The sequence below is a fragment of the Rhodococcus sp. IEGM 1306 genome (genome assembly GCF_036541985.1).
GTDB classification, from domain to species: domain Bacteria; phylum Actinomycetota; class Actinomycetes; order Mycobacteriales; family Mycobacteriaceae; genus Rhodococcus_F; species Rhodococcus_F qingshengii.
In genome coordinates this window covers 366,233-378,818 of the sequence record NZ_JAZHFF010000007.1, presented here as the reverse complement: position 1 = coordinate 378,818, position 12,586 = coordinate 366,233, and the positions used below count along the sequence as shown (strand labels likewise).

The 12,586-nt window shown below is 63.3% G+C and carries 12 protein-coding genes; 3 read left to right on the top strand and 9 right to left on the bottom strand.

What is annotated here, in order from left to right; translation table 11 throughout:
* Positions 1-50: 50 nt before the first annotated feature.
* From V3587_RS21885 to V3587_RS21875, 3 genes are all read left to right on the top strand, one after another.
* The gene (locus V3587_RS21885; protein WP_003942971.1) at positions 51-428 is read left to right on the top strand and encodes an ArsR/SmtB family transcription factor; all 378 of its coding nucleotides are present in this window, start codon (positions 51-53) and stop codon (positions 426-428) included.
* Entirely contained in the window at positions 425-1,021 is a 597-nt protein-coding gene (locus V3587_RS21880) for an SRPBCC domain-containing protein (RefSeq protein WP_047269425.1), read from the top strand. The genes V3587_RS21885 and V3587_RS21880 overlap by 4 nt, the downstream gene beginning before the upstream one ends.
* A gap of 133 nt (positions 1,022-1,154) precedes the next feature.
* A complete protein-coding gene (locus V3587_RS21875; RefSeq protein WP_283377159.1) occupies positions 1,155-3,194 on the top strand; it encodes a YhgE/Pip domain-containing protein in 2,040 nt (679 codons plus the stop codon).
* 6 nt (positions 3,195-3,200) lie between these two features.
* Here the strand turns inward: V3587_RS21875 and V3587_RS21870 are convergent, their stop codons facing one another.
* From V3587_RS21870 to V3587_RS21830, 9 genes are all read right to left on the bottom strand, one after another.
* Entirely contained in the window at positions 3,201-4,400 is a 1,200-nt protein-coding gene (locus V3587_RS21870) for a DUF4185 domain-containing protein (RefSeq protein WP_118603086.1), read from the bottom strand.
* A gap of 173 nt (positions 4,401-4,573) precedes the next feature.
* The gene (locus V3587_RS21865; RefSeq protein ID WP_007730838.1) at positions 4,574-5,359 is read right to left on the bottom strand and encodes a RhlG family 3-oxoacyl-ACP reductase; all 786 of its coding nucleotides are present in this window, start codon (positions 5,357-5,359) and stop codon (positions 4,574-4,576) included.
* The gene (locus tag V3587_RS21860; RefSeq protein ID WP_003943187.1) at positions 5,356-6,555 is read right to left on the bottom strand and encodes an acetyl-CoA C-acyltransferase; all 1,200 of its coding nucleotides are present in this window, start codon (positions 6,553-6,555) and stop codon (positions 5,356-5,358) included. Before V3587_RS21860 ends, V3587_RS21865 begins: the two co-directional genes overlap by 4 nt.
* 79 nt (positions 6,556-6,634) lie before the next feature.
* Positions 6,635-7,618, bottom strand: coding sequence for an NADPH:quinone oxidoreductase family protein (locus tag V3587_RS21855; RefSeq protein ID WP_003943088.1), 984 nt, complete (start codon positions 7,616-7,618; stop codon positions 6,635-6,637).
* Between the two features lie 31 nt (positions 7,619-7,649).
* Positions 7,650-8,747 (bottom strand): acyl-CoA dehydrogenase family protein, encoded by a 1,098-nt coding sequence (locus tag V3587_RS21850; RefSeq protein ID WP_073513374.1) that lies wholly within the window; start codon positions 8,745-8,747, stop codon positions 7,650-7,652.
* A complete protein-coding gene (locus V3587_RS21845) occupies positions 8,744-9,937 on the bottom strand; it encodes an acyl-CoA dehydrogenase family protein (protein WP_003943047.1) in 1,194 nt (397 codons plus the stop codon). Before V3587_RS21845 ends, V3587_RS21850 begins: the two co-directional genes overlap by 4 nt.
* Positions 9,938-9,971: 34 nt before the next feature.
* Positions 9,972-10,730, bottom strand: coding sequence for a 3-oxoacyl-ACP reductase FabG (gene fabG, locus V3587_RS21840; protein ID WP_020909429.1), 759 nt, complete (start codon positions 10,728-10,730; stop codon positions 9,972-9,974).
* 45 nt (positions 10,731-10,775) lie between these two features.
* Positions 10,776-11,810, bottom strand: a complete 1,035-nt coding sequence (locus V3587_RS21835) for a phosphotransferase family protein (protein ID WP_039973187.1) — start codon at positions 11,808-11,810, stop codon at positions 10,776-10,778.
* Positions 11,803-12,585, bottom strand: coding sequence for an SDR family oxidoreductase (locus V3587_RS21830; RefSeq protein WP_007730827.1), 783 nt, complete (start codon positions 12,583-12,585; stop codon positions 11,803-11,805). The genes V3587_RS21835 and V3587_RS21830 overlap by 8 nt, the downstream gene beginning before the upstream one ends.
* Position 12,586 lies beyond the last annotated feature (1 nt).

Below are 12,586 nucleotides of genomic sequence, written 5' to 3'. Positions count from 1 at the left end.
TACAAGTTTCGGCGCTTGCCTATATTGGTCATTGCCGATATAAATGACTGGTGCATGCATTCGACGTTCTCGGAGACCCAGTGCGGCGACGAATCATGGAACTCCTGTCCGGCGGCGAGCGCTCGGCGGGTCAGATCGCCGAAGTCGTGGCAGCGGAGTTCGGAATCTCGCAACCGACCGCGTCCGGACACCTGCGAGTACTCCGAGAAAACGGATTCGCCACCGTCCGCAGCGAAGGCACCAGGCGTCTCTACGCCGTCGAGCCCGCGCCATTGCAAGAAGTGGACCAATGGCTCGACGGATTCCGGCAGTTCTGGAGCGGCCCTCTCGACGCATTGGCCACAGAACTCGCACGCGGGAAACGACGCGGCTCGAAGCGGAGCAGATCTTCACAATCGAATTCTTCCGACGAAGGAGACTCACAATGACCGAGATCGCGAACCAGGACACCAGCCTCACCGCGGTGGAGCGGAGCATGGGTAACCGCGACATCGCAGAAGGTTCGGCTCGAACTGCCGTACTCAAGCGCCGCTACAACGCGTCGGTCGACGACGTCTGGGATGCCATCACGACCCCTGACCGCATCAACCGTTTCTTCCTTCCGGTGAGCGGAGACTTCCAGGTGGGCGGCTCGTACGCCTTCGAAGGCCAGGCAAGTGGCGAGATCCTGGCCTGCGACGCCCCACACCTGCTGCGACTGCAGTGGACACCGCCCGGCGATCGTGGATACAGCGATCAGGTCGAGATCCGGCTGACTGCCGACGGCCCCGACGCCACCTGGCTCGAGTTGGAGCACGCCTCCGTCGCCGATGTCTTCCGTAACGACCCGGACACCGGCTGCTACGGCGTCGGAACCGGCTGGGAAGGCCCACTTCACTACCTGGGCGAATACTTGCGCGGCACTCTCCCTGATGCGCCGAGCACCGAGTGGTACACCTTCGACGAAGCAGAGGAGCTTCGTCTGGCCAACTTCCGAGGGTGGGAGTGGGCAAAGATCGAGGCAGAGCACGGCGGCCGATAACGCCCAATTCTTCGAAAACGGTCACAGGATGGCCGTTAGCTTTGTATCGTGACCGAGCTGGACGTATGTCCAGCAGTTTTGGTGGCTTCCTTTCGTGCCACACCTGCTTCGGTCCACGAGAAGAGAGCTCCACATGGCGCCACAACCCGTAGTCGACAACGCGGCCACGACGCGACGAACGCACATCATCCGGACAGTTCTCGCTGTCCTCGTCATCGCACCGCTGTCGATTGCGGCGTTCTACATGTGGGCACTGTGGGATCCGGGCGACACGGTCAACCGCTTGCCCGTCGCCATCGTCAACGCCGATGCGGGCACAGAACTCGACGGAACACGTCTGCAAGCCGGCGATGAAGTTGTTGCCGCGCTCGTCGAGAGCGGAGACGTTGCATGGAAGGTCGTCTCGGAACAGGAAGCCGCCGACGGCGTCAACGACGGCACCTATTACTTCTCGGTCGTCATTCCGAAAACTTTCAGCGCGGATGTGGCCAGTGCCGCATCGGGTTCGGGCAGCAAGGCCGAACTCGACGTCTTGTACAACGACTACAACAGTCTGGTCGCCGGCCCGGTCGGTGAAAGCATCATCGCTCAAGTGCGCTCGGCGGTCTCCGAGTCGATCGGCGAGCAGTCCATCGACCAGGTGCTGGTCGGGTTGGGTGAACTCGGAACAGGATTCGGTGAAGCAGCAGCAGGAGCGCAACAGCTGTCCGACGGATCCTCCGAAGCGCTTGCCGGAACCAACGAGCTCTACGCTGGAAGCAAGGAACTCGCCACCGGCATGGGCGAAGCAAATCAGGGCGGCAAGGAGCTGGCCGCCGGAGCCGGCGAGCTGGCTGCCGGAGCTGGCGAAGCTGCTGCAGGCTCGGGCGAGCTGAGCAGCGGACTCAACCAGTTGGTCGGGGGAACCGACGAACTCGGCGCAGGCGCCCGTCAGATCAGCGAAGTGGTCGACATGGTCACCACCCCGGTACTCGACCTCGCGGGGTCCTCGGACGCCGTCGTCGGTCAGATCGACGCCCTCACGTCGATGCTTCGAAACTCGGCCGATCCGGTCTCCGCCGGACTCGTCGAAGCCCTGGGTGGACTGCGGGCTTCCCTGACTGCACAACCGTCGGACGACGACGTGATCGGTCAGCTCGGTCAGCTTCGCGACGGCGCGCGGGAAATCTCGCGGCAGCTCACTGATCCGAGCAGCGACTACCGTGGTGGGCTCCTTGCCGCCGCGGCCGGTGCAGGTGAACTCAACACCGGCCTGGGCCAACTGTCCGACGGCGCAGGCCAACTCGCTACCGGTGCACAGGAACTCTCCACCGGGCTGGGGCAGTTGGACACTGGAAGTATTGCGCTCCGTGACGGTCTCGGGCAGCTATCGGCCGGCGTCGGCGAGCTCGACGCGGGCAGCGCGGAACTCGCCACCGGTTTGTCCGACGGTGCCGCCCAGGTGCCGCAGTTCACGGACGACGAGCGCGCCACCACGGCCAATCTTCTCTCGTCCCCGGTTGCCGTCGACGCGCGGAACAACTATCCCGCAGCCGGTTTCGGACCGGGAGCCGTCCCTGCCGTGATCTCAGTGGCACTGTTCCTGTGCGGAATTCTCACGTGGTTCGTCGTCCGCCCACGACGCGGACGTTCACTGAACTCGCACACCAGCGTGGTACGTGAGGGGCTGCGCCGCTACCGCATTCCCGCCCTGGTCACCTTGGTCGCGGCGCTCGTGTTGTCGGTGGTGTCACTGACCGTGGCAAACGTCGAACCACCTAGTGTTCTGGCGATGATCGCAGTGATGATCCTGGTGGGTGCCGCCGCGGTCAGCTCGGGCAGGCTCTTCACCGTTGTGTTCGGTGCCGTCAACGGAACCTTCATCGCTTTGGGCGCCTTGATGATTCAGATCTTCGCCTTCGGCGCGGTATACCCCATCGAACAGATGCCGACGGTTCTGCAGTGGCTGCACGCTCTGATGCCACTCACGTGGGCGCGCAACGCCATGCGCATGGTCCTTGCCGGATACTACGGCCCGAAATTCTGGGTGGCGGTAATCGCTCTGGCTGCCTTGGTGATCGGAGCCGTCCTGTTCACCATCTGGTGGCGCCGCCGACAAGAACCGCCGACCGACGCCGATGACGACGCGCCGATCACCGAGGAGATCGTGTACCTCCAGCAAACGCAAGCGTGAGCCGGATCAGCGAACGAGCGTCGTACGCATCAACATGACGTTGTAGTCGGCCCACGTGGTGGCAAGGAAGTACAGATCCGAACCACTGGACCACGGGTGGATGTATGCGGCATAGATACCGGGAACCTCGACCAGATTGACCAGTGTCTCCGGTGCCGTCCACGGACCGACCGGACTGGGAGCGGTTCGCATCACGATCGAACTGAACGCGTCGGCGTACATCGCCACGAACTTGCCGAGGAACTCGTTGTACTGAACGGAGACCTCACCGATGCGGCCGTCCATGACGGGTACGGCCGCAGCGGGATCGGCAAGGATCCAGCCGTTTCCGTTCCAGTACTCGTAGGCGGAAAGATCGAAGATCGCCCCCTCGGGCACGCGAGAAAGTCGAACCTCGCCGGATCGTCCCGCGGGGGTTCCGTAGTTGTAGACGAACCCGCCGTCCTTCACCATCGAGCTCATCTGGAAGTTCTCGCTACCGGCGACGGGGGCGACACCCGCGGGAAGAACCCCACCGATGTTGGGGCGCAGAGTTTCCGGACGAGTGGTCCACGTCTCGCCGTTGTCCGAGGAGGTAGCAATCTGTGAGTAGTTTGTACTCCACTGCCCGGCCTCGCCCCAGTTGCGCACCGACATGTAGCTCAGATACTGCACACCGTTCACTGCGATGCCGCTCGTGGGGATGCTGGAGGCCTCGACGCCCGGAATCTTCAGACCGGAAATGATCTCACGCGCCTGAGCTGTGCCGTCCATCGGCGCGCTGTCGATGCGCATACCGTCGGCCAGTACCCGATCCGAGCTGCGGAAGAGTACATTGCTTCGCCACTCGCCCACCAAACCGTCGCAGCCGGGGTTACGACTGAGCCCGGTGGTATCGCCGAAAGCGGTCAGAATCTGCCCCGCACCGTTGTCCCACATGATGCCCAGGTCGGTACCCAGGACATTGAAGCGATCAACTGTCTTGTTTGGACTGTATGTGCCGGTGACCTTTTCGATCGCGGTAGTACGACCGGATAGACCTGGCAACCCTCCGGTGTTGCCGTTGAGCCACGGCGCCGCATTGGCCGGACCACCGCTACTACCGACGCCACTGACTCCGACGCAGCCCGGCGCAGCCATCGCCGGCGAAGCCACCGCCGTGACGGCAGCAGCTGCCAGAGCAGCAACTACCCCGAACACCCCCAACGATCTCCCCGCGCGAAACATGACTCCCCCATGGCCGGGATTGTTGGTGTTGTCGTCGTCGTTCCCCCCGAACCTCGGACAATCTAGCAACTGCAGTCACAGATAACCCAATCAGACAAAGACGCGAAAAGGCCTGAAAGTCATAGTAGTTCAGACTTTCAGGCCTTTTCGGACAGAGAAGATCAGTCAGTAGGTCAGCGCGCTCCGCTCGCACCGCCGTCGAGTGGAATCACCGCGCCGGTCAGATAAGCCCCGGCACGTGAAGCCAGGAAGATGGCAAGACCTGCGGCATCCTGGGGAGTTCCGACCCGGCCCAACGGGACCGAGTCCGCCACAGCCTTTGCACTCTGTTCGTCCTCGAGGAGGAATGCCATCATCTTCGACGGGAACGGGCCCGGCGCAATGGCATTGACCGTGATCTGTTCCCCCGCAAGCGTTGCCGCGAGCTTGCGCGTCAACATGTGCACCGCAGCCTTACTCGCTCCGTACGAGAAGTTCTCCGAACCCGACACCACGAGTCCGTCGATCGATCCGATATTGATCACGCGCGCGGGATCTTCCGCCGTGGCTGCAGACCGCAACTGCGGCAACAGCTTCTGCGTCAGGAGGAAGATTGCCTTGACATTGATGTCGAAAATCTTGTCGAAGCCTGCGGCCGGAAAATCGTCGACGGGAGCTCCCCACGTGGCACCGGCGTTGTTGACCAGTACGTCGAGCGTCGGCGAAATCTCGGCGACCTTCGCAGCGAGGCTCTCGACCCCCTCGTCCGTGGACAGATCGGCCGGATGCGAAATGCAGGTGCCGAACTCCGAAAGCTCTCGCGCGGCTTCGTCACAGGCTTCGGCTTTTCGGGCCGAAATGACGACCGTCGCTCCGCCTTCGACAAACCCGCGAGCGATCATGTATCCGATGCCGCGTGATCCACCGGTGACCACAACGGTCTTGCCACTGACGTCGAACAGTCCCTCGATCAAGCTCATGCGACCTCGAAAAGCCCGGCAGCGCCCATACCGCCGCCGATGCACATGGTCACCACCACGAGCTTGGCTCCGCGCCGTTTTCCTTCAAGAAGAGCATGGCCGACCAGACGAGCGCCCGTCATTCCGTACGGATGGCCGACGGAGATACCGCCACCGTCGACGTTGTACTTCTCGGGATCGATCCCGAGCTTGTCGCGGCAGTACAGGGCCTGAGAGGCGAAGGCCTCGTTGAGTTCCCAGAGATCGATGTCGTCGACCTTCAGGCCGTGAAGATCCAGCAGACGCGGAATCGCGAACACCGGTCCGATGCCCATCTCGTCGGGAGCGCAACCCGCGACAGCCATGCCACGGTAGATACCGAGAGGAGCCAACCCGCGGCGTTGCGCCTCGCCTGCCTCCATCAGCACCGACGCCGAAGCGCCGTCGGAGAGCTGAGACGAGTTGCCCGCAGTGATGGACGAATGAGCACTGACAGTCCCGTCGGCCAGAACCGGTCGCAGACTCGACAGCCCTTCCAACGTGGTGGAAGCGCGGTTGCCTTCGTCGCGGGTCAGCGTCACGGACTCGCTGCGGATCTCACCCGTCTCCTTGTCCTGCACCTGCTTGATCGAGGGCAGCGGGACGATCTCGAGATCGAACCGACCTGCGTCCTGGGCCGCTGCGGTCCGCTGCTGGGAGACGAGCGCGAACTCGTCCTGCTGCTCGCGGGTGACTCCGTAGCGCTCGGCGACGATCTCGGCCGTATGCAGCATCGGCATGTAGATCGACGGCTTGTTTTCCTTCAGCCACGGATCAGCCGCGCGGAAGTTGTTCATGTGATCGTTCTGGACCAACGAGATCGATTCGACTCCGCCGCCGACCGCGATCTGCATTCCGTCGTCCACGATCTGCTTGGCTGCGGTTGCGATGGCCATGAGACCGGACGAGCACTGACGGTCGATCGTCATTCCGGAAACCGAATCCGGAAGCCCGGCCCGCAGCACCGCTTGCCGTGCGACGTTGCCGCCGGAAGAGCCCTGCTGCAGCGCGGCGCCGAGGATGACGTCCTCGACCTCGCCACCTTCGAGGCCCGCGCGCTGAACTGCATTCGAAATAGCATGTGCAGCAAGCTCTTGAGCCTGAGTGTTGTTGAACGCGCCGCGGTACGCCTTACCGATCGGGGTACGGGCGGTGGAAACGATGACAGCTTGCCTCATCGGGGAATCCTTTCGTCGAACACGAAGTGCTGTGCGCCTTTATTAACCGCCGGGGGTTAATAAAGGCGCACAGCAAGAATCAGGGCTGGAACACGACGCGACCGACCGTGGTGCCGTCGCCGAGGCGACCGATACCGTCGGCAACGTCCGTCAACGACAGCCGCTCACTGATCAGTGGTTTGACCAAGCCGGCATCGGCGAGCCTGGTGAGCTCGACGTGGCAGTCGTCGATGGCCTGCTGGTTGTAGGCCTTGTACAGCCCCCAGTGCAGTCCGATGATCGAATAGTTCTTGATGAGAGCGTGATTGAGTGCCGGCTGCGGGATCGTGCCACCGGCGAAGCCGATGATGACGATCCGTCCCTCGAAGGCGATGCACTTGGTGGACTTCGCGTATGCGTCGCCGCCGACCGGATCGAAGACCACGTCGGCGCCCTTGCCGCCGGTGAACTCCTTGACCGCTGCCACGAAGTCCTCACTGTGACGGTCTACGACGAGGTCTGCGCCGAGCTTGCGCGCGTACTCGGCCTTGTCCGGGCCGCCGACGACACCGATCACCTTGGCGCCTGCCGCCTTGCCGAGTTGCACTGCCGCACTACCGACACCACCCGCAGCAGCGTGGACCAACAACGTCTCACCCTCGAGCAGTTGGGTGCGGCGATGCAGAGCGAACCACGCTGTCTGATAGCCGATGCTCAGAGCGGATGCTTCCGCGTCGTCGAGAGCCGACGGCGCCGGGAACGTGTTGTTCTGATCCAGTACCGAGTACTCGGCGAATCCGCCGGACGGCAGACTCGGATTACCGATCACCCGGTCCCCCACTGCGAATTTGGTCACCGATTCACCGACCGAGACCACTTCACCACACAGTTCGACACCGGGTGTGAAGGGCAGCGGCGGCTTGATCTGGTACTCACCCCGGCACATGAGGACGTCGGGGAAGTTGGCCGGAGCCGCCAGCACCTTGACCAACATCTCCGTCGCATTCGGGGTGGGATCCGCGGTCTCCTCCAACGCGAGCACATCGCGGGGTTGACCGAGTTCGTTGACGCGCCAAGCCTTCACAGCAATTCTCCAGACAGATAGTGGGTGAGTTTCAGGACGAGATCGGGAGGTCGACCAACTCGGCGAGGCGTGCCCGATGCTGATACGCGGTTCCCAGCGACAGCTGATCGCTCTTCGCCCGTTTGAGGTACAGGTGCGCCGGATACTCCCACGTCATTCCGATACCACCATGAAGTTGGACGCACTCCTCCGCAGCATGAACCGCGACGCCGCTGCAGAATGCCTGGGCCACCGTCGCTGCGATCGCCGCATCGACGTCGCCGCGTGCATAGGTGTCCGCCGCATATCGTGCTGCCGCGCCCGAAGAGCTGACTTCGAGCCAGAGATCGGCGAGGCGGTGCTTGATCGCCTGGTACGAACCGATCGCCCGGCCGAACTGCTTGCGCTCCTTCACATACGCGAGAGTCGTTTCGAGGCACCACTGAGCTACAGCGAACTGTTCGGACGCCAGCAGTGCGCTTCCGCAGAGCAACGCTTCCTCAACCGCTTGCGCCGCGTTGCCGCTGTCGACACGGACCGACGACGACCCCGAGAACTCGACGTCCGCCAATCGGCGCGTCATGTCCAGGGACAGAACCGGCGTGACGGTGGCGTCGGCGATCCGAACGGTGTGCAGCTCCAGACCGCTCTCACCGGCAACCGGAACAACAAGAACATCGGACTCGGCGACGCCGGCAACCGTCGTGACGCTGCCGACGAGTCCACTCGCCGTTGCCTTGACAGTGGGTGTGAAAGTTCCTGGTGCAGTGGACAACGGGACGATCAGAGCAGCCGTCGAATCCCCCGCCGCCAATTGACCGAGCACCTCGGTCTCGCCGGCCTTCAGCAACGCCGTGGTCGCCAGCACAGCGCTGGTGAAGAACGGAACGGGAGCGACCGCACGTCCGATCTCCTCCATCACGACCGCCGCCTCACGCGTCGACGCACCTGCCCCGCCCAGTTCTTCGGGTACCAGCAGTCCCGCCAAACCGAGTTCCGACGCCAGCGACTTCCACAGCCCGGTGAAGTCGGCGGACACGTCGTCGTACGCCGTGACCACGGTGTCGGCACCGGCACGCTCGCTCAGCAGTCGTCTGACGCTGGCTCGCAGATCTTGTTCGGTCTCGGAGTACAACAGATCGGCGCTCATCGGGGTAAGTCCTTCCAGGCGATGTCCTTGTCGACGCGATGCTCGGGCGGCAACCCGAGTACACGTTCTGCGATGACGTTGCGCAGGATCTCCGACGTTCCGCCCTCGATCGAATTGCCCTTGGCTCGCAGGTACCGGTATCCGGGTTCACGCCCGGTGAAGTCGACGGAATCCGGTCGACGCAGCGTCCAGTCGTCGTAGCGCAGACCGGCTTCGCCGTGCAGCTCGAGGTCGAAACCCGAAATCTGCTGAGCCAAACCGGCAAACGCGAGCTTCATTCCCGAGCCTTCGGGGCCGGGCTGGCCGGCGGCGAGCTGCTGGCGCAGTCGCTCACCGGTCAGACGCGCAACTTCGGATTCGGTCCAGAGCCGCATCAACTCGTCGTGCATCGCCGGATTACGCAGCTCGGGCTCGTCACGCCAGGCCTGAGCGACCTTTCCGATCATGCCTCCCTCACGCGGTGCGCCCGAACCGATGGCAACACGCTCGTTGTTCAGGGTGGTGGTCGCAACCTTCCACCCCTGGCCTTCGGCTCCGAGGCGATTGGCGTCCGGAATCCTGACGTCCGTGAGGAATACCTCGTTGAATTCGGCCTCGCCGGTGATCTGACGCAGCGGCCGGACATCGACGCCCGGATCGGTCATGTCGCAGATGAAGTAGCTCAGACCCGCATGCTTGGAACGTGACGGATCGGTCCTGGCCACGAGAATCGCCAGCTGCGCATTCTGCGCGCCCGACGTCCATACCTTCTGCCCGTTGACTATCCAGTCGTCGCCGTCGCGGACGGCGCGGGTAGCGACGGCCGCGAGGTCCGAACCTGCGCCCGGTTCACTGAACAGCTGGCAGTAGACCGTCTCCGCAGTCCACAACGGGCGCAGGAACTTCTGCTTCTGCTCCTCGGTGCCGAAGGCAGCGATGGTCGGTGCCGCCATGCCCAGTCCGATCCCGTTCTTGCCGGTGGCCGGGCCGGGTGCGCCGGCGGCCTCCAGCTGAGCGTTCACCTGACGCTGAAAGCTCTGCGGTACACCGAGTCCCCCATGACCTTCGGGGAAATGAACCCACGCCAGTCCGGCGTCGAATCGTGCGCCGAGGAAATCCGATACCGACACGCTGTTCGGATCGTTCTCCGCGAGAAGCGTGTTCACCTTTTCGGTGAGATCACGCGATACTGCCTCTTCGTCGAAAGCCATGCCCATTCCTTCGGTTCGAGCGGTGAGCGGACGGTCAGTCCTTCGGTCCACCGGCGACGTAGACGACCTGACCGGAAACGAAGCCCGCGCCTTCGCTGACGAAGAACGACGCGGTGTGCGCGATGTCCTCGGGCTGACCGACACGGTTGACCGGGATCTGCGAAGCGGCAGCGGTCTTGAAGTCCTCGAAGCCGACGCCCATGCGCTCGGCCGTTGCGGCGGTCATCTCGGTTTCGATGAATCCGGGTGCAATGGCGTTGGCGGTGACGCCGAACTTGCCCAGCTCGAAGGCCAATGTCTTGGTGAAGCCCTGCATTCCGGCCTTCGCAGCGGAGTAGTTGACCTGTCCACGATTACCGAGAGCCGACGTGCTCGAGAGGTTCACGATGCGGCCGAACTTCGCTTCCACCATGTACTTCTGCACCGCACGCGACATGAGGAACGCTCCGCGCAGGTGGACGTTCATCACCGAATCCCACTCGGCAACGCTCATCTTGAACAGAAGGTTGTCGCGAGTGATGCCGGCATTGTTGATCAGCACGGTAGGTGCACCCAGTTCTGCGGCAACACGATCCACTGCTGCAGCAACCGAAGCCTCGTCGGAGACGTCAGCGCCGACGGCCAGTGCCTGTCCGCCTGCGGCCTTGATCGCGTCGACGGTTCCGGCACACGCCGCTTCGTCGAGGTCGAGCACGGCGACGGCAAAACCGTCTTCCGACAGTCGCTTCGCGACTGCCGCACCGATTCCGCGTGCTGCACCCGTGACAATTGCGGTTCTACGTTCCTGGCTCACTGGCCCTCCATACTTTCGTGATTCGACGGACACCGGACGATCTCGTCAGATCCCGGCCTGATCTGCAATTTCCCTGGCTTTGGCGACCAAGGCGTCAATACGTTCCACGGTGGGAGTTCCGCTCTCGGCGGCATTCTGCGGTTCGTCGCGGGCGCGACGCATCACGCCCTCGGCGATCACGGCAATCTTCCACAGTCCCAACGTGTGCCAGAACTTCAGCGCAGCAGGATCCCGTCCGGTGGCCTCGAGATAGATCCGGGAGATCTCCTCTCGCGAGGGGAATCCCGGGAGTGCCGACGCCGGGAAATCGCCGCCGGTATTCTCACCAGCCGCCGGCCAGTACGCCAACAAGCTTCCGACGTCCGCCAACGGATCACCGAGTGTGCACAGTTCCCAGTCGAGGGCCGCGACAACTTCGCCGTTGCTCGCCGAGGTGATCACATTGCGTAGGTGAAAGTCGCCGTGCACCAACGTGGTTTCAGTGTGATCCGGCTGGGCTGCAATCAGGCGTCGGGTGAGATCGTCCAGATCAGGGCATTCCCGCGTCTTCGACTGTTCCCACTGACCACCCCACCGCTTCAGCTGCCGCGCGGCGTAGGGCTTGTGACTTGCCAAGTCGTCGAGACCTGCCTGCTCGAGGTCGACGGCGTGTATCTTCGCCAGCGTCTGAGCGAGCGAGATTCCGATTGCCCGGCGACGATCTTCCGACAACGCCTCCGCAAGAGGCATTCGGTCCACCACTTCGCCGTCCACGAATTCCATGAGGAGCAGCGGAACTTCGGTGACGGCAGGATCCTCGGTCAACCCGAATACTCGCGGCGATGGCACGTCGGTGGATTCGAGAGCGCTCAGGATTCGAGCCTCACGCGCCACGTCGTGAGCCGAGGCCAGCAGATGCCCCAGCGGTGGGCGTCGTAGCACCCAGCGATTGCCGTCCTGATCGCGAACCAGGTACGTGAGATTCGACTGCCCCAAGCCGATTCGATCGAAGGACAACGGCCCGGAAAAGTCGATCCCCAGGCCTGCGATCCACCCGGTGACCGCTTCGGTATCGAGTCCCACTACTCCGACGCTAGCCACCGACGGACGCTCCCTGCCGGAACGGGAGTGCGTCACCCAACAACTGGCCACCGTCGATGGTCATGATCTCGCCGGTGATCCACTGGGCTGCATCCGAAACCAGGAAGGCAATGGCAGCGGCCACGTCCTCGGGTTCACCGATGCGTCCGAGAGCAGTCGACGCGGACACCGCTTCTTCGTGTTCTTTCCACAGAGCTTCGGCGAGTTTGGTTCTCACCACTCCCGGCGCAACGGCGTTGACACGAATCTTCGGTGACAACTCGAGCGCCAACTGCTTGGTGATGTGGATCAGAGCAGCCTTCGACGCGTTGTACGTACCGATTCCCGCCTCGAACGCCATGCCGCCGATCGAAGCGGTGTTGACCACGGAACCACCGTGCTCGCCCATCCAGGCCCGCGCTGCGAGGCCGGTCCACAGGACTGGAGCCCACACGTTGACGTCGAAAGTCTTGGCGAAGCGCGAGTGATCCTGGTTGATGATCGGCCCGAACGACGGGTTGGTGCCCGCGTTGTTCACCAAGATGTCGAGACTGCCGAAACGCTCGATCGTCTGCTCGACGCACTTGCGTGCAGCATCCTCGTCCGTCGCGTGAGCGCCGACGCCGATCGCGTTGCCGTTCACCTGCGCGGCAGCCGCATCTGCGGATTCCTGTGAGCGCGAAGTCAGTACGACGTTTCCGCCCGCCGCCGCAATCGCCTGCGCGGTCGCGAGGCCGATGCCCCGCGATGCGCCTGTGACGATTGCCGTCTTACCGGTGAGATCCAGTCCTGCCATG

Coding starts and splice junctions, on each gene's coding strand:
- V3587_RS21830 (WP_007730827.1), bottom strand. CDS start 12,585: ATGGCAGGACTGGATCTCACCGGTAAGACGGCAATCGTCACAGGCGCA.
- V3587_RS21870 (WP_118603086.1), bottom strand. CDS start 4,400: ATGTTTCGCGCGGGGAGATCGTTGGGGGTGTTCGGGGTAGTTGCTGCT.
- V3587_RS21845 (WP_003943047.1), bottom strand. CDS start 9,937: ATGGCTTTCGACGAAGAGGCAGTATCGCGTGATCTCACCGAAAAGGTG.
- V3587_RS21850 (WP_073513374.1), bottom strand. CDS start 8,747: ATGAGCGCCGATCTGTTGTACTCCGAGACCGAACAAGATCTGCGAGCC.
- V3587_RS21860 (WP_003943187.1), bottom strand. CDS start 6,555: ATGAGGCAAGCTGTCATCGTTTCCACCGCCCGTACCCCGATCGGTAAG.
- V3587_RS21875 (WP_283377159.1), top strand. CDS start 1,155: ATGGCGCCACAACCCGTAGTCGACAACGCGGCCACGACGCGACGAACG.
- V3587_RS21865 (WP_007730838.1), bottom strand. CDS start 5,359: ATGAGCTTGATCGAGGGACTGTTCGACGTCAGTGGCAAGACCGTTGTG.
- V3587_RS21880 (WP_047269425.1), top strand. CDS start 425: ATGACCGAGATCGCGAACCAGGACACCAGCCTCACCGCGGTGGAGCGG.